Raw genomic sequence first — 16,945 nt, 5'->3', positions numbered from 1 at the left:
CCAACGAGGGGCCGGTATGCACCCTTCTGAAATTCAGGCGCTTAAAGCGCACCAGAATAATCTCAATTTAGGTTTGACGGGCGCCTCAAAAGGGTGCGTCATGGCGTTCTATGCTCCGGTGCTAAGCAAAATACCGGTTTTCTAAGGTGAAATGAAAGTTTTTGACGTTGGCACGCTAGTTGCTCAGACGTAGATAGACACTACAACTACGATTGGGGAAAAATCGATGAAGAAGTCTGCTTTACTACTCACGGCCCTGTCGCTTACGGGCGCCGGGCCAACACTGGCTGACGCGTTTACCGACGCCGTCACCGCGGGCAAGGCCTCGGGGAATTTCCGTTTGCGCTTTGAAGACGTCTCTCAGGATAACGCAGCAAAAGACGCCTCCGCGCTTACGCTGAGAACTCACCTGGGTTATGAGACGGGAACGCTTTCAGGCTTTTCGGCGAAGATCGAACTTGAAGACACCCGTATTGTTGCCGGCCAGGGGGACTACACTGTCGGCCCCACCGGTTACAACCCGGGGGAGTTTTCGGTCATTGCCGACCCCGAACACACGGAGCTGGATCAGGGCTATGTTCAGTATAAAGCCAAGGGTGTAACCGCTAAGCTGGGTCGGCAGGTCGTTACTTACGACGGTCACCGCTTTATCGGGCACGTGGGCTGGCGTCAGGATCGACAGACGTATGATGCGCTGCGACTTGATTATGCGCCGATGAAAGACGTGAGTTTGAGCTATACCTACATTGATCAGCGTAATCGAATCTTTGCCGAGCAGGCCGATCTGGATAGCAAAGATCACCTGCTAAATGCGTCTATTAATACGCCGGTGGGCAAGGTTGTTGTCTACAGCTACTTGTTGGAAGTCGATAACGGCACGGACAATGCTCTGGATACGACGGGTGTCAGCCTGAGTGGCAAACAGGCGCTTGGGGATGTGAAGGTGCTCTATACCCTTGAGTATGCCAAGCAGGATGCCGAGCAGGGCACTGTCGAGCGCGATGCGGATTATTCTCTCGTTGAGCTGGGCGTAGCGGCAGCGGGCATTACCGCAAAGGCTGGTGTTGAAACCCTGGGCTCTGATGATGGCCTCTATGGCTTCAGCACCCCGCTGGCAACACTGCACAAGTGGAACGGCTGGGCCGATCTGTTTCTGGCGACGCCTGGCGTCGGTCTGGTGGACAGTTACGTCAGCGTAAGCGGTAAATTGTTGGGTGGTGCCTGGAGCGTGACTCACCACAGCTTTGACGCCGATGAAGATTCACCCACGCTGGATAAACTGGGCGATGAACTCAACGTCTCCTACGTGCGTAAATTCGGCAAGCACTACAGCGCCGGTCTGAAATACGCTGACTACAACGCCAAAGACTTTGCCGTAGATACTGAGAAGCTCTGGTTCTGGCTCGGTTTGAGCTTCTAGAGAATACCTCCTCCACTCTGGCCCGCTTTTGCGGGCCTTTTTTTGCCCGTGAAAATCCTTTTCCGACATTGGTTCCTATCCCCCGGCCAGTGCTAACATGCGCACTGGCAAAATGGCTGGACAGCAATGCATATTCACATTCTCGGTATCTGCGGAACCTTTATGGGTGGTGTCGCCCTGTTGGCGAGGGAGCTTGGGCATCGGGTTACCGGCTCTGATGCCAACGTTTACCCGCCCATGAGCACCCAGCTCGAAGAGCAGGGTATCGAACTCATGGAAGGCTACCTGCCGGAACATCTTGAACCCGCGCCGGACCTGGTCATCATTGGCAATGCCCTGTCGCGTGGCAATGCGGCGGTGGAGCATGTGCTGAATCGCGGTTTGCCTTACGTGTCTGGCCCGCAATGGCTAGGTGAGCATTTTCTGCAGGGGCGTTGGGTGCTGGCTTGTGCCGGCACCCACGGCAAAACCACCACCAGCAGTATGTTGGCCTGGATTCTGGAGCACCTGGGTTATGAGCCTGGCTTTCTGATTGGCGGCGTGCCAGGCAATTTTGGCCTGTCAGCCCGGGCCGGGGGTGGTCGCTTCTTTGTCATGGAAGCGGATGAATATGACACAGCCTTCTTTGATAAGCGGTCAAAGTTTGTACACTACCGTCCGCAAACGGTTGTGCTGAATAACCTGGAGTTTGATCACGCGGATATTTTCCCTGACCTGGCAGCCATACAGCGCCAGTTTCATCACCTGATTCGGACGGTTCCGGGTATTGGCCGGATTATTCTGCCGGCGGGTGAGCCGGCGCTGGAAGCGGTGCTGGACATGGGTTGCTGGAGTGAACAGACCCGGCTCGGCTTGAGTGGCAGCGGCGCTGACTGGCAGGCCGAGGTGCTGGCCGAGGACTACTCTGAGCTGCGTATTTCTCATAAGGGCGTAAGCGCGGAACTGCGTTGGGGCTTGACGGGTAGACACAACCTGTTTAATGCACTGGCGGCGATTGCCGCTGCCAACCATGTTGGTGTGACTCTCGCTGACGCAGTCGAGGCGCTGTCTGTTTTCGAAGGCGTTAAACGGCGAATGGAGCTTTTGGGCACGCCGGCCGGCATTGCGGTCTACGATGATTTTGCCCACCACCCGACGGCGATTGCCTCAACGCTGGATGGTCTGCGACGCCGGGTCGGTGAAGCGCGGGTGTTTGCAGTGATTGAACCGCGCTCCAATACCATGCGGCTCGGCCAGCATCGGGCGGCTCTGGCCCCTTCCACCGCAAAAGCCAACGAAGTGCTGTGGTTTTCGCCGGAAGGCCTGGGTTGGTCACTGGATGATGTGGTCGCTCAATCCGACGTGCCGGCAACCGTTTACCCGGATGTAGATCAGATCGTGGCGTATTTGCGTAAGACAGCCACGGCGGGTGATCATGTCGTGATTATGAGCAACGGCGGCTTTGCCGGCATTCACCAGAAGCTGCTGACAGCATTGGCGGAATAACGTGTCACAGAGCAATCAATCTTCCTCACATCGCCGGGTTACGCTGGCCATGACCGGCGCATCCGGCGCACCTTACGGGCTGCGCCTGCTGGAGTGTCTGCTGGCGCAGCAGGTCGAAGTGCATTTCATGATCTCCAAAGCTGCGCTGATGGTGTTGGCGATGGAAACGGATCTGGCCCTGCCAGACAAGACCGGGCCGCTGGCTCGCAAACTGCGCGAGCACTTTGGCGCGGACGAAACGCAGCTTCGGGTCTATGGTCGTGAGGAATGGACAGCGCCCGTGGCCTCAGGGTCCGGTGCGCCGTCGGCAATGGTGATCTGCCCCTGCAGCACCGGCACCCTGTCGGCCATTGCTACCGGCGCCAGCAATAATCTGATTGAACGCGCGGCGGATGTGGCGCTCAAAGAGCGACGCCAGTTAATTGTGGTGCCGCGAGAAACGCCCCTGTCGAGCATCCATTTGCAGAATATGCTGACGCTGAGTCAGGCTGGCGTGACGGTCATGCCAGCCAGCCCCGGCTACTATCACAAACCCGAGTCGGTGAGCGATATGGTGGATTTTATGGTGGCTAGGGTGCTTGATCATCTTGGGTTAGAACAGACTCTGGTGCCTCGTTGGGGGGAATAGTTTCCCTCACCCTAACCCTCTCCCAAAGGGAGAGGGGATATAACATTTAATAAGGAAAACAGAATGCGTAGTGCTTTTATGGCTGTATACGAGCGCCTCATCATGCGGCGGCCCCTGGTCGCGCTGCTGGTGGTGTTGGCCATTATCGGTGGCTTGGCGAGTTTTCTGCCCAACCTGAAGTTGGACGCCTCTTCCGATTCTTTGGTGTTGGAAGGTGATAATTCGCTCAAGTTTTACCGCGAAATCAACAAGCGCTTTGCCACTGAAGAATTCCTGCTCGTGGTTTATCAGCCCGACGGCGAGTTGATGTCGGATCACACGCTCAGCGAGCTGACTCGTCTGCGGGACGAGCTGGCGGCCTTGCCGATGGTGTCTTCGGTGGTCTCCATTTTGGATGTGCCCTTGCTCGACAGCCCACGCGTGAGCCTGACCGATGTGGCCTCCGGCAAGATTCCCATGCTCAAGCATGAAGACACCGACCGGGAACTGGCACTCAAAGAACTTTCCACCAGCCCACTCTATAAATCGCTGCTGACCAGCACGGACGGCACGACCACCGGCCTGCAGGTCAATATAAAACGCGATGAGACCTATGCGCGCTTGCTGGAAAATCGCGAGCGCTTAAAGGAAAAGCGCGCTGACGCCGGCCTGACTCCGCTGGAAGAGCGTGAGCTGGAAGTGGCGCACGAGGAGTTTCAGGCCTACCTGCCCAAAGCTCAGGCCGCCATGACCGACCTGGTAGCCAGCGTGCGCAGCATTCTCGACAAGTATCGCGATGACGCCACCCTGTATCTCGGCGGCGTGCCGATGATTGCCGCCGACATGATTGCCTTTGTGCAGAGCGATCTGGTGGTTTTTGGAACCGGCATTATTCTGTTCATTATTCTGCTCTTAGTCGTGATTTTCCGCAGTGTGGTGTGGACGTTGTTGCCACTGGCCACCTGCGTGCTGTCGGCGACCTTTATGCTCGGCATGCTGGCAATGCTCGACTGGCGTATGACAGTGATCTCTTCCAATTTTGTGGCGCTGCTGCTGATTATCACCCTATCGATTTCCATTCACCTGGTGGTTCGCTATCGGGAACTGGCCGCCAATCACCGTGACTGGGATCAGCGCACACTGGTGGAAAACACCGTGCAGCAGATGGCGAAACCCTGCTTTTACACCGCGCTGACAACGTTGGTGGCCTTTATGTCCTTGGTGGTCAGCGGCATTCGGCCGGTCATCGATTTCGGCTGGATGATGACTATAGGCGTTGTGGTCGCCTTGATACTGACCTTCATTGTGTTGCCCACAGTGCTACTTTTGCTTAACAAACCCTTGCGGACAGCTGATGCTGACAACAGTAAGGGTTTTACCTTGCGCTTCGCCGCCATAGCCGAGCACCATGCGGGCGTGATCGCACTGGTCGCCGGTGTGTTGTTTGTGGGCAGTGCCTGGGGTATTTCCCAGCTCAAGGTGGAAAACCGCTTTATCGATTACTTTGATGAGAGCACTGAGATCTATCAGGGAATGGAAATCATCGACGCTAAACTGGGCGGCACCATTCCTCTGGACATCATCATTAACGCGCCCAAAGCGGAGCCTGTGGATGAAGGTGAATTCAGTGACGATTTTGCCGACGATTTCGGCAATGACTTCAGCGATGATTTTGGTGATGACTTCGGCGACGACTTCGGTGGCGGTAAGCAGGCATCCCAGTCATCACACTGGTTTACCATCGCCGGCCTGGAGCGCATCAAGTCGGTACACAACTACGTCGACAGCCTCGACGAAACCGGCAAGGTCCTGTCGCTGGCGACGCCCTATGAACTGGTGAAAATGATCATGGGCGACGATATCGACGATCTGCAGCTGGCGTTGGTGCAGAAATCACTGCCGGACGACATCAAGAGCATAGTGGTTGATCCCTATCTAGCAACAGAAACGGATCAGGCGCGTATTTCGGTGCGGGTTATGGAAACCAGCCACAGTCTCCAACGAGCCGAGCTGCTCAAGGAAATTCGCACCCACCTGATAGATGAAATGGGTTTCGAAGAAGATCAGGTGCGCCTCACGGGTATGCTGGTGCTCTACAACAATATGCTGCAGAGCCTGTACAAATCCCAGATCCTTACGCTGGCCGCTGTGTTTGTGGCCATCCTGGTAATGTTCCTGGTGCTGTTCCAGTCATTGAGTTTGGCGCTGATCGCGCTGGCGCCGAACCTACTGGCCGCCGGTGCGGTATTGGGTGGCATGGGGCTGTTCGGTATTCCACTGGATATGATGACGATCACCATTGCCGCAATTACCGTGGGCATTGGCGTAGACCATGCAATTCACTACGTGCACCGCTTTAAAACCGAGTTCCCGCAGGATCGCAATTACCTGGCGACGATGTACCGCTGTCACGGCAGTATCGGTAAAGCGATGTATTACACATCAGTGATCATTATTTTTGGCTTCTCCATACTGGCCCTGTCGAATTTTACGCCCAGCATTTACTTTGGCCTGCTCACCGGTGCAGCGATGTTGGCCGCGCTGATGGGCTCCATGCTGTTGTTGCCGCGTTTGATCATCTTCTTCAAACCGCTGGGTAAAGAATCCGATGGCTGATCGTGAAATAGCCCTGTTTCCACTCGGCACGGTGTTAATGCCGGGTGGGCGTCTGTCGTTACAGATATTTGAGCAGCGCTACCTTGCGCTGGTCAGCAAGGCCATGAAAAACGAAAGTGAGTTCGGCGTGGTACTGCTGACACAGGGCCGGGAAGTGGATCGCCCCGGCGTAAACACGCGCTTCGAAAGCACCGCTGTATCGGCGCGCATCGTGGACTGGGATTCCCTGCCCAATGGCCTGCTGGGTATCGTGATAGAGGGGGAAGAGCGATTCAGTATCAGCAACCCGCACCAACAGGACGATGGTCTCTGGTTGTGTGAGGCCAGAGTCTGGGACGAGGAACCATCGATTCCGCTGCCGGAAGAACACGCCGAATGGACGGCGCTGCTGCAGCGGCTTGCGGAACACCCCCACGTTCAGCGCCTAGGGATTGAAGTGGAAACCCGCGACGCTACCCGCCTGAGCAACCAGCTCGCCCAGCTATTGCCCCTGCCGGAAGTGGATCGCTACGAGCTGATGGTGCTGCGCGATCCGATTGATCGACTCGATGCGATTCATGACCTGCTGAGTCAGTACGAAGAATAAGCCTGGCTGGCGGCGGGCTGTGCACATGAGAGTATTACCTTGCCGCGATTCGCGGCAAGTCTCTAAAGACGGGCCCGTTCGCAATAGGCTTTGATGTCACTGTTGATAGTGTCATAGAGAGTGCTTAGTGACCTACTCAGCAAGGGCAGCAGACCGGGTACCAGCAGGCCGGAAAAATCCTCGCCATGGGCGAGGCGTGTGCGGTTCTGATCAATAGCCTGTGGTTGAAAATAGTGGCTGCCGGTAATCAAGCCGGGGATGCCGCCAATCCAGCGCAGCCCTTGCCGGGCATTACAGTGCTGGATCAACACCGGTACGGGTAGCCATAATACGCCGAGCTTAACCAGCATCAGCTGAACTTTGCCAGCTTTCGGCGCTGTGTTGAAACGGGTTGAGCGGTTCCAGTGGCGATACTGCTCCAAGTCGGAAAGGGTCTGCCAAAGGCGATCGCTCGTTGCCTCAATCTCTATGTCGGAACGTATGGACTGTCGGAAAATCACCCCTCCAGACTCCCCAGCGAATCGAGATCGATCATGGCGGTAACCATCTTGCGGATGTTGGCAGCGGTGATCGTCTCACCGTAGTTCTGGGGCGGGCAGATCAGCCAGCCGATCACCAGCCCCCAAACTGCAGATTGTCGGTACAGTGTGAAGGCCTCGTCTTCAGTTGGCACATTCCGGACCCCGTGACTGGCCAGCGCATCCCGGTAAAGATTGATCAGCTCCCGCTCGTGTTGTTGTCGCAGTTCGATATCCAGGCCGGTAATCAGCAGATAGGTCAGGTCATGACACCAGGGGCCGCGTACGGTCAGCTGGAAATCGAGCAGGCCGCCGCTGCTGTCGGGCAGCACATAGGTGTTACCGATATGAGTATCGCCGTGCAGCAGGGTGTGCGGTTGCCGGTAGATAATGCGCTGCGACTGCCAGTTGGCCTCCCACAACTCGTCAACTGTTTTACCCAGGGGTTTGATCAGGTCCTGCTTGAATGGGTTCTTTGCCACCTGATCGCGAATAATATTCAGGCCGATGGCGTCAAACACGGGAAACATGCCGCCTTCGCAGGTCGTCGGTAGCCAGGCCAGATCGCCTTCCAGTCGCGGGCTCTCCCAGAAGCGGGCATGCAGCTTGGCCAGGTTGCCGATCAGGCTGCGCATTTCATTGAGGCTGACACCGTCGACGGCATTTGGAAAGCGCGCTGAGCGAAGCCCGAGATCTTCCATCAGGATGCCGAACTGCCCGTCCCTGTCGTTGATTACACTGGCATAGCAGGCCGGCGCCTCGATTTCGAGTTCTGGTCGGATCTTGCCGTAGAAATTGACTTCATTGCGGTACATGGCTTCCGGCGCATGGGGGAAGTAGCGCTGGTAAATATTGATGAGGGTAAAAATAGTCGGCCCTGACAGTTTTCCCAGCAGAGGAATTTTCTCCAGAGAACTGACTACTTTGGCGGTTCCGATGACCATCGGCATGCCAAAACGCAGGTAGCGGTGCAGGAGGATCGTTTTGAGTTTCATGCACTCCGGTAAGCCTTTTCGATTGGTACCTTCCCGGTACTGCAATTTCAATCCGATCCGATCAGCGGTAGACGCGAGTCCGTCGCCACAGTGAGCGTGTTCGGTGATATCGAGTTTATCCACGACAACGCCGGGGTTGTATTCCGATAACAGTGCAGTGAGATTGTCAGTCGTGAGCTCGGTGATGGACGCGGGCAGGTTTGTCATTGTTGTTATCCTCAGGCGTTCTGTTGTGTGGTAGAAGCGGTTTAGCGAAGCAGCTCATCGAGATGCAGGCCGGGCAGCAAGCGGTAGCGGATGTACTCGATCAGCTCGGCACGCTTTCTTTCACGGGTGCCGCTCAATGTCAGAAAGGACAATGCATTGCGAGCCCAGTATTCGGAGATATCATCGGCCTGCGCCGCCAGTGTCGGGTGAGCTTCAAAAATACGCCTGAAACCGAGTTGGCCGAACAGGCCGAAGGGGTGGTAGCTCACACCCAGGTGGGCAAGAAAGCCATCCTCTGGCTCGACCAGCAGCATCAGCACAGGATTTTTGGGCAGGGTTTCAACCACAAACAGAAAGGCTTCGACGAACTGTTTCTCTACGTCCTCAATGCTCTCAATATGAGCGGCAAGCTGTTCGCTGTAGCGCAAACCTTCGCGCCTGAATGCGTCGGCCAGAACGTCGTATTTGTTCGAGTAATACTTGTAGGACGTCTGCCGAGCCAGGCCGGCGGCTTCCGCGATATGACGCATGCCTACCTTGCTGATGCCCATTCGGTGTACGCAGTCCACCGCTGCATCCATCAGGCGCGAACGCATCTGCTCGTCGTGGCTGGAACTGGCATCGAGTTCGGCAAGTGGCTGGCTATCGTCTAGGGTCATGTCGCTGTTCCTGAGAGGTGACATAAATTTGATTTGTGTCACCAATGATGACACTATTTGAAAAAGTGTCAATGCTAGAGATGCGCAGTGTTTGTAGGAGTGCGTGCTTTTCTCAGGCTAAGTGACGGCATGTTCACAGAGCTCGTCACTAAACGCTTTATCATTGCTCGAAACTGTTGCTATACCTGAGCCGCCCAAGGGCCAAACCATGTCAATGGATCGATACTGTCTTGCTGGATGCGTCGCTGTTGCCTGCCTGCTTGCCGCTTGCAGCAAAGTCGAGGACCCAAGCCTGTTTCCCGTCTTCGACAAGTCGACGGCGGCGCCCCCGCCGTTCAAGGCCAAAGTGGCTGCCAACCCGGATAGGAACCTGTTCTGGGGTGACCTGCATATTCACACGAGCCTGTCGACAGACGCCTATACCATGGGCGTGCGCACCCTGCCGGAGGATGCCTATATCTTTGCCCGCGGTGGAGAGATCGAACACGGCGCCGGTTACAGTATCCGCATCAGTCGACCGCTGGACTTCGCTGCGGTGACGGATCACTCAGAGTACCTGGGCGTGGTTCGCCATCTGGACCCGGAGCTTCCGCTGTCGCAACGCAGCCTGCGACAGCGCCTGCTCAACGACAGTCCGCTGCGCAACACACTGGCGTTTTTGCGGACGGTGTGGGGTTTTGATCTGGACAGTGTCGGGGTGCCGGAGGCCGATCAGATTACCCGGCAGGCCTGGCAGCAGATTATTGATACGGCCCAACAGTTCAACGAACCGGGGCGTTTTACCGCCTTCGTCGGCTACGAATGGAGTTCCATGCCGGAGGATCGAAACCTGCACCGGAACGTTATTTACCGCAGCGAAAACGTACCCGATGTTCCTTTCAGTTCGGTGGACTCAGAGGATCCCCGTGATCTCTGGGCGGCTCTCGAACAGCAGCGTGCTCAGGGCATGGACAATCTCGCCATTCCCCACAACGGCAATGTCAGCGGTGGCCGGATGTATGACAGGGTGGCCTACGATGGCAGCGCCTTTGACGCAGATTATGCGCAGCGCCGAATGAACAATGAACCGCTCAGTGAAATCTTTCAGGTCAAGGGCTCCTCGGAGACCCACCCTTTGAGCTCCGAAGAAGATGCTTTTGCCGGCTTCGAGATTTACGATCATTTGCTGTCGCAAAAGCTCACCCAGTCCCGTCCGCAGGGGAGTTATATCCGCGATGCCCTGCGCACGGGTATAGAGATGGCGCACAGCGAGGGCTTTAACCCTTACCGTTTTGGCGTGATAGGCAGCACCGACAGCCACAATGCCTCCTCGCCGGCGGATGAAAACAACTATCACGGCAAGCTACCGTTGCTTGATGGTAGCGCAGGGATTCGCCTGGGCGAGAGTATGCTGTTGCCGGAGCAGCGGCATCTTGGAAAGCAGTGGAGCGCCGCCGGCCTGGCCGCTGTGTGGGCCGAGGAGAATACCCGCGATTCACTGTTTGATGCCATGCGCCGCAAGGAAACCTATGCCACCTCAGGCCCGCGTATGACGGTGCGCTTTTTCGGTGGCTGGCGCTATCCCGACGATCTGACTGAACGCGATAATCGCATCGAGTTGGCGGACAAAACCGGCGTTCCGATGGGCGGCGATCTCCCTGCGAGTGAGGGCGATGCGCCGAGCTTTGCAGTCTGGGCGCTGAAAGATCCGGAGAGCGGCAATCTGGATCGCATCCAGATTATCAAGGGCTGGGTGGATGAAAGCGGTCAATCCCATGAAAAAATCTACGATGTGGCCCTCTCCGATCAACGCCAGCCCGATCCCGTCACCGGCGAGGTGCCAGCGGTGGGCAATACCGTCGATGCAAAAACCGCTACCTATCGCAACAGTATCGGCGCTTCGCAGCTTGCCGCCGTCTGGACGGATCCGGAATTTGATCCGCGGCGCGAGGCATTTTATTACGCCCGCGTGATAGAGATACCCACTCCGCGCTGGTCGACCTACGATGCAGTGAAGCTGGGCTTGGAGCCTGTTGATCCTGTTTCGATACAGGAGCGGGCCGTAACTTCCGCGATCTGGTATCGGCCGCAGCTCGAAAAGTGAAAGGCTGTTTTGATGTATCGGGGGCGAAGAGATAGGTGATTGGAGCATGAAGATCGGTATTAATGCGTGGGTATGGCAATCCCCATTTACTGCAGATTCAGCAAGGCTGATTACGAAAGCGGCAGAAGTGGGTTTTGAGGCGTTCACGGTGCCGGTGGAGGATCCATCATTCATTGATATCCGTTCGATAAAGAGCGTGCTGGCGAATTCGCCCATGACTCTGTATTTGACCGGGGCTTATGGTCCGGATAGAGATCTGACACACGATGATCCGGCGGTGCGGAAAAACAGTTTGAACTATATTTCTGAATTGCTGGAAATCTGCGAGAAGCTCGAAGTAAAGGTACTGGCGGGGCCGGCATATTCTGCCGTTGGGAAGAGACGGCATTTATCTGATGAGGCAAGAAAACGGGAATGGGATAGAGCCGTCGATGGATTGACCAAAGCCTCGCATCTGGCCGCTGAGCGAGGAGTCACTCTGGCAATCGAGCCACTCAATCGATTCGAAACCGATTTGGTCAATACTTGCGCTCAGGTCAAAACGCTTATTCAGGATGTAAATCATTCGAATATTCGAATTCACCTGGATACCTTTCATATGCATATCGAAGAGAAAAATCTCTTTGACGCGATCTGCCTGGCAGGTGAGGATCTGGTTTATATCGATGCCAGTGAAAGTGATCGAGGTACGCCAGGGCAGGGTCAGGTGTACTGGAGTGAGTTGGCCAGAGCGCTTAAGAAAATTGATTACAAAGGCGACTGCATCATCGAGTCTTTTACGCCAGAATGCCTCACGATTGCAGATGCCGCAGCCATATGGCGTCCATTGGCGCCAAGCCAGGATGATCTGGCATTTGACGGGCTAGCGTTCTTAAAAGCGCTGAGAGATTCGCATAATCTGTACTAGGTGAATGGCCCCGGTTTGCCCGAGGCCAAAACTTTGCGCAGCGCCCGACTTGGACAACTATTGTCGTCTCGGCGGTAAGGCTATCTAACATCAGTGGCGCCCTAGAAGCGGTAGCTTGCTTCCACGCCCCAGCTTTTGGGCGGCCCGGAAAGAAAATAGGTGTAGCCAAAGGAAGCCTGCAAGTCGATGGCGTAGTAATCGTATTCCACATCTTCGATATTTTTCACAAAGGCCGCCAAACTGTAGCGGTCGTCAGCAGAGAACCAGCTCAGCCGAGCGTTGAGCAGGTGGTAGGCATCCTGTTTGGTGGCTTCGTATTCGGCTTTGTCGTTGTAGGCGCTGAACCATTGCTTGCTTTGGTAGGAGCCGTTGACGTTCAACGAGAGGTAGCCGTAGTCAGTTACCAGCACATCCCAATCTACTGACAGATTAAAGTTTACATCCGGCGCGGAAATCAAATCGTTGCCTGCGAGGTCCACCTGATCCTCCGGGTTGGCCAGGGTGGTGGTGTCAGCCAGCATCAATTCTTTGTAGCGGGTATCGAGCAGCCCAACGCCGGCATTCAGAAACAGGCGCTCATTGACCTGATATTGGAATTCCGCTTCTACGCCCTGAATTTCAGATGCGCCAGCATTTTCGAGAAAAACGGAAATGCCGACCACATTCACAAACTGCTGGTCAGTGTAGTCGTAGTAGAAGGCGGCTGCATTGAAGCGGGCGCGGCCGTCTAGCAGGTCCGCCTTGATGCCCATTTCATAGGCGTCGATGAATTCCGGGCGGGCATAGGCGTCGTCGAGATCCCGTTCGAGGTAGTAGACCCCGCCATTATAGCTGCCGCTGCGATAGCCCCGACTGTAGGAGGCGTAGAGCAGAATGTCGGGTGTCAGCGCATAGTCCACACCAAGCTTGCCGGTCCATTCCTTCTCCAGCGCTTCCAGAGGGTCTTGGGAGGCCAGTGTGTAATCACCGTGGGTGTAGCCGGGAGCCGCGCCACAGGCAGAGGGGTTAGCCAGGCAGTAGGCGATCTGATTGGGCGATACGATAAGCGGCGTGAAGGCTTCGTCGCGACCGGTAGAGTTGCCTGGAACCCAGGTGCCGATGGGCGTGCCGTCGTAGTCTAAACGCGAGGTATTGTAGTAGGGCATGTCGTTGCGATCTTCGGTGTAACGCAAGCCCAGATCGAAGCCGAGTCTGTCGGTAGGCTCAAAGCGAAGTTGGCCATACACTGCGCGGCTGTCTTTTTCGGTGCGCAGACGCTGATCGACGCAACCGAAACCCACCAGAAAGGGCGCAAGGCCAATCGCGTCCGGGTTTTCTTCACCCACCCGCGTGTCCGGCAAGTCTTCGAATATGCAGTAGATATTTTGCAGGCCCAGATCTTCATAGCCGTAGTACAGGCCGGCGATCAGTTGGAAGGGACTTTCCCATTCACTGACAAAGCGTATGTCCTGGCTGTAGTAAATGGTGTCGGATGACCAGTCGATCTCCAGCAGTCGCAGCGGTGAGCCGTCGGTGTTGGCATCCTGAAAATACTGGGCATCGCCGTAGGAACTGACCGAGACAAGAGAGAAGTTCCGGAAGTCCGCAGTGACGGTGAGCACGGCGGTGTCGGTTGAAGTGATCAGCGGCCCCATCTTGTTGGATTCTATTTCGTGAAAGTCCAGATCCTGATGGGGGCGCGAGTACCCGGTGTAATCGATAAAACCGTTGGAGTTAGCGGTGCTGGAGGTATTGCGAATATCGACGCCGGGCTCATTGCGCACCTGTGCGGTATTGGCATCGTTTTCGGTGCGGGTAACTTTCAGTATGGCGGTGGTGTTGTCGTTAACCGCCCAGTTCAGTGCCAGTCGGCCGCCGCGGGTGTCGGTTTGTGCGCCGTTGGCGCCACCGAGCGGGTTTTCCTGATAACCGTCATCTTTCTTGAACATCAATGCGACCCGGGCGGAGAGGGTGCCGGGAATCAGTGTGCCCTCAACGGCGGCCTCACCCACGGTGGCGTCGAAGGAGCCCACACCGGCCCGGATGCGGCCATTGAGTTCGGTATCGATTTGCGGCGTGCGGGTAATCATATTGATGGCGCCGCCGGTAGTGTTTTTGCCGTAGAGGGTGCCCTGCGGTCCCCGCAGCACCTCCAGTCGCTCTAGGTCAAAAAAGTTAGCACCGTGGGAGTACACCGCTGGCTGGTAGGCTTCGTCCACATACACGCCAATAGGGCTGGCTTGGTTGGAGTTGTAGTCCGACATGCTAACGCCGCGAATGGAGAAGATCGGTTGCACCTCGCCATAGGGACCGCTGACCTGCATGTTGGGGACTTGGGCGCCCACATCATTTGTGCTTTCTACCCCAAACTTTTCGATCGCATTGCCGGTGAAACCGGTGATGGCAACGGGAATATCCTGAGTGCTCTCGCTGCGGCGCTGGGCGGTGACTATGACTTCCTCCAGTGCCTGCGCCATAAGCAGACCGGAGCTGCCGCCAGAGGGTGTTAGTAGCGTCACTGAGATTGCGAGGGCTGAAAGCAGGTGTTTCTTCATGGTGTTCCTCTTACCAAGTGAGGTTGTATTGTTTTTAAGGCTATGATAAGTGACGATTTTGTGTCGTTTTTATTGGTTTTTTGGAGCGACAGTGATTGGACATCGGCTAACCGATTATACGCGTATATACCTACTCCGGGCGAGTAAAGAACAGTTCATTATTTAACCAATTGTTACGTAAAACATGATGGGAGTCACCATGCTGGAATTTCGCGGGCTAACCGTCCCGGCTATTGTTCTGAGTATTGCATTGATCAGTGGCTGCAATGACGACAGCAGCTCTTCTTCTGCTCCAGCAGCCATAGCTGCAGAGGAACCTGCACCACCAGCAGCACCGCCAGCGAGTCTGCAGTGTCCTGAAGCTGACCGTCTTCCGCCTGAGTTGTTGACGGCAAGTCAGCTCAGGCAGGTCACCAATAGCCTGCCCAATGTCTATGACACGGCCAACTATGATCTGGACGCGCAGGAGCTGGATACGACCACCTTTAACGTCAGCGTAGCCCTGCCCGAGCGCTGCCCCGGTGACCGTTTCCCTGTGGTGATCAACAGTCACGGCTACGGCGGTGAGGTATCTAATGAGCTAGATGACGATGGCGTCGTTGACGCCACCGCACACTTTCCTCAGATTCTCGATCTTTTCCAAACGCTGCCGCACCACGGTTATGTGGCGGTGTCCTTCGATCAGCGCGGTCACGGCGAATCCCAGCCGGATAACGCTGGCGGTCTGGCGCGGGTGATGGACCCTCAGGCTGAGACCCAGGATGCGATCCGGCTGCTGGACTGGCTGGCAGAAAATGCCGAAGAGTTTCATATCTTTCGCGAAGACACTGGTATTGCCAACGACTTCCGGGTTGGCCTGATTGGCTATAGCTACGGCGGTGGCTGGCAGTTTCCCCTGTCACAACTGGATGCTCGGGTGGACACCATCGTGCCGGTGGGTACCTGGCACAGCCTTATCAACAGTTTGCTGCCCGGTGATGCAGTGAAGCTGTCCTTCGATGGTTTGTTGTGTCTATTCGCCGATGGTACCGAAGGGCCGCGGGACCCCGGTGTCACCAATACTCCGGCGGTGGCGGATATGTGTAACCTTATTGGTTACCGAAGCCCGGTGGCGAATTTTATTCGCACCAAAGATGATTTGATGAGGCCACTGGAGTTGCAGGGTTACGACCGGGATGTTGTGCTGCAATTGTTCAATCGTCAGGTGCGGCACTTTCAAGACCGCAACGGTGTTGGTTCTTGGTGTGACAATGACCGTCCCGGTTGCACGGATACCAGTACCTTTGTTGGGCGAAGTGTTCCGACGCTGCTGCTGCAGGGTAACCGGGATGTGCTGTTTAATCTGACCGAGGCCTACTGGAATTACAAATTCCTGTCATCGCTGGGCAGTGCTCCGGTGGGAGTGCTTACTAACGAAGGCGGCCATATGAACCCGCTGGATAATTTGTTTGAAGGGGATTCCCATTGCGGCGCCGTCGACGGGCTGGCGGTTATCCGTAGCTGGTTTGATTTTCACTTGAAGGGTGAGGATTCTCCCGACTATAAGAACATTCCCAGGGTCTGCATCTCGGTGGCCGATACCGATAATGCTCACAACGCGCAGGCTCAGGGCTTGCTGTTGGATGACTTTCCGAAAGGCAGTCAAAGCGCTGCAGCCGGTGGCGTGCCGACTCGACTAGAGAGCGGCAGTATTAGTATCGGTAGTGATCCCGGAAGTGCGTTAAACCCCGTATTTTTGGAGGTTTTCACTGTCCCGGACAGCGCCGCAGACAATTATGTGCTGGCGGGTATTCCGAGCATTGATGAAATTACCGTTCAAAATGTAGCCGGAAACCCTCAAACCGCTATTGCTTTCTTTGGTGTGGGTATCAAGCGTGGTGATCGAACCATTCTGGTCGATGCAGAAGTAACCGGCCTGGTTCAGAGCCCCGATCCCAACGTGCCTTACACGGGCAATCCCAATGTCAGCGCAACAGGTGGCTTTCTATTGCCCGGTGTAGGCGAGCGCTTGCAGGCGGGTGACAAAGTCGGGTTGGTGTTCTTCCAGCGGCATGTGCAATTCAGCGCGGTAATCAGTGGCGCATCAGCCACCGGCGCGACCACGTTGCTGCAGACGGCAGGTGGAACACAGTTTGATGATCCGATCGCCTCTGCCGCGAACGAGAACGACACGGAGCTCAACCCGCCCAACCCATACACGGCGCAAATGCGCGGTATTGAGCTGCCCGTGTTCGATCTGCGTTTGCTGCCGGCCAATGCGCTTAGTCAGGGGCCAGTGCCTTCAGGCTGACGGAATGCTGCCGCAGTTATTGGCTGCGGTCAGCGTGA

At 56.0% G+C, this 16,945-nt stretch carries 12 protein-coding genes; 8 read left to right on the top strand and 4 right to left on the bottom strand.

The genetic code is table 11. The features are described 5' to 3' along the window. The first annotated feature begins 226 nt into the window (after positions 1-226). From ABY734_RS13130 to ABY734_RS13110, 5 genes are all read left to right on the top strand, one after another. Entirely contained in the window at positions 227-1,420 is a 1,194-nt protein-coding gene (locus ABY734_RS13130; protein WP_372779736.1) for an alginate export family protein, read from the top strand. 126 nt (positions 1,421-1,546) lie between these two features. Continuing rightward, on the top strand, positions 1,547-2,905 hold the full coding sequence (mpl, locus tag ABY734_RS13125; RefSeq protein ID WP_372779735.1) for a UDP-N-acetylmuramate:L-alanyl-gamma-D-glutamyl-meso-diaminopimelate ligase: 1,359 nt from the start codon (positions 1,547-1,549) through the stop codon (positions 2,903-2,905). A 1-nt stretch (position 2,906) separates the two neighbouring features. After that, complete coding sequence (locus ABY734_RS13120) at positions 2,907-3,533, top strand: flavin prenyltransferase UbiX (protein WP_372779734.1); 627 nt, start codon at positions 2,907-2,909, stop codon at positions 3,531-3,533. Between the two features lie 63 nt (positions 3,534-3,596). Further along, positions 3,597-6,128 (top strand): RND family transporter, encoded by a 2,532-nt coding sequence (locus ABY734_RS13115; RefSeq protein WP_372779733.1) that lies wholly within the window; start codon positions 3,597-3,599, stop codon positions 6,126-6,128. Beyond that, positions 6,121-6,714, top strand: coding sequence for an LON peptidase substrate-binding domain-containing protein (locus ABY734_RS13110; protein WP_372779732.1), 594 nt, complete (start codon positions 6,121-6,123; stop codon positions 6,712-6,714). The genes ABY734_RS13115 and ABY734_RS13110 overlap by 8 nt, the downstream gene beginning before the upstream one ends. Before the next feature lie 62 nt (positions 6,715-6,776). On the opposite strand, the gene ABY734_RS13105 is transcribed toward ABY734_RS13110, so the two are convergent. Genes ABY734_RS13105 through ABY734_RS13095 form a run of 3 tightly spaced genes read right to left on the bottom strand, consistent with a single transcriptional unit; the run spans position 6,777 to position 9,093 of the window. Beyond that, on the bottom strand, positions 6,777-7,214 hold the full coding sequence (locus tag ABY734_RS13105; RefSeq protein WP_372779731.1) for a hypothetical protein: 438 nt from the start codon (positions 7,212-7,214) through the stop codon (positions 6,777-6,779). Beyond that, positions 7,211-8,434, bottom strand: coding sequence for a phosphotransferase (locus ABY734_RS13100; RefSeq protein WP_372779730.1), 1,224 nt, complete (start codon positions 8,432-8,434; stop codon positions 7,211-7,213). Before ABY734_RS13100 ends, ABY734_RS13105 begins: the two co-directional genes overlap by 4 nt. Positions 8,435-8,475: 41 nt before the next feature. Next, positions 8,476-9,093 carry a TetR/AcrR family transcriptional regulator gene (locus ABY734_RS13095; RefSeq protein WP_372779729.1) on the bottom strand — a complete coding sequence of 206 codons (618 nt, stop codon included), beginning with the start codon at positions 9,091-9,093 and terminating at the stop codon, positions 8,476-8,478. 208 nt (positions 9,094-9,301) lie between these two features. Here ABY734_RS13095 and ABY734_RS13090 point away from each other — a divergent pair, with 208 nt between their 5' ends. Both ABY734_RS13090 and ABY734_RS13085 read left to right on the top strand, forming a co-directional pair. Next, positions 9,302-11,176 (top strand): DUF3604 domain-containing protein, encoded by a 1,875-nt coding sequence (locus tag ABY734_RS13090; protein ID WP_372779728.1) that lies wholly within the window; start codon positions 9,302-9,304, stop codon positions 11,174-11,176. Positions 11,177-11,222: 46 nt separating this feature from the next. Then, the gene (locus ABY734_RS13085; protein ID WP_372779726.1) at positions 11,223-12,083 is read left to right on the top strand and encodes a sugar phosphate isomerase/epimerase family protein; all 861 of its coding nucleotides are present in this window, start codon (positions 11,223-11,225) and stop codon (positions 12,081-12,083) included. A 101-nt stretch (positions 12,084-12,184) separates the two neighbouring features. Here ABY734_RS13085 and ABY734_RS13080 read toward each other — a convergent pair whose 3' ends face one another. Continuing rightward, positions 12,185-14,617 (bottom strand): TonB-dependent receptor, encoded by a 2,433-nt coding sequence (locus tag ABY734_RS13080; RefSeq protein WP_372779725.1) that lies wholly within the window; start codon positions 14,615-14,617, stop codon positions 12,185-12,187. Positions 14,618-14,816: 199 nt separating this feature from the next. Between ABY734_RS13080 and ABY734_RS13075 the strand changes: the two genes are divergently transcribed. After that, a complete protein-coding gene (locus ABY734_RS13075) occupies positions 14,817-16,907 on the top strand; it encodes a CocE/NonD family hydrolase (protein WP_372779724.1) in 2,091 nt (696 codons plus the stop codon). Positions 16,908-16,945: the final 38 nt, after the last annotated feature.

This window comes from Litorivivens sp., assembly GCF_041624475.1.
Lineage (GTDB): Bacteria > Pseudomonadota > Gammaproteobacteria > Pseudomonadales > Spongiibacteraceae > Litorivivens.
The sequence above is the reverse complement of the archived record's forward strand: the minus strand, read 5'-3'. Positions and strand labels throughout refer to the sequence as shown.

Bases quoted from the DNA above. Each gene is read 5' to 3' on its own strand.
- ABY734_RS13130 (WP_372779736.1), top strand. From the start codon at position 227: ATGAAGAAGTCTGCTTTACTACTCACGGCCCTGTCGCTTACGGGCGCC.
- mpl (WP_372779735.1), top strand. From the start codon at position 1,547: ATGCATATTCACATTCTCGGTATCTGCGGAACCTTTATGGGTGGTGTC.
- ABY734_RS13115 (WP_372779733.1), top strand. From the start codon at position 3,597: ATGCGTAGTGCTTTTATGGCTGTATACGAGCGCCTCATCATGCGGCGG.
- ABY734_RS13110 (WP_372779732.1), top strand. From the start codon at position 6,121: ATGGCTGATCGTGAAATAGCCCTGTTTCCACTCGGCACGGTGTTAATG.
- ABY734_RS13100 (WP_372779730.1), bottom strand. From the start codon at position 8,434: ATGACAAACCTGCCCGCGTCCATCACCGAGCTCACGACTGACAATCTC.
- ABY734_RS13095 (WP_372779729.1), bottom strand. From the start codon at position 9,093: ATGACCCTAGACGATAGCCAGCCACTTGCCGAACTCGATGCCAGTTCC.
- ABY734_RS13090 (WP_372779728.1), top strand. From the start codon at position 9,302: ATGTCAATGGATCGATACTGTCTTGCTGGATGCGTCGCTGTTGCCTGC.
- ABY734_RS13085 (WP_372779726.1), top strand. From the start codon at position 11,223: ATGAAGATCGGTATTAATGCGTGGGTATGGCAATCCCCATTTACTGCA.
- ABY734_RS13080 (WP_372779725.1), bottom strand. From the start codon at position 14,617: ATGAAGAAACACCTGCTTTCAGCCCTCGCAATCTCAGTGACGCTACTA.
- ABY734_RS13075 (WP_372779724.1), top strand. From the start codon at position 14,817: ATGCTGGAATTTCGCGGGCTAACCGTCCCGGCTATTGTTCTGAGTATT.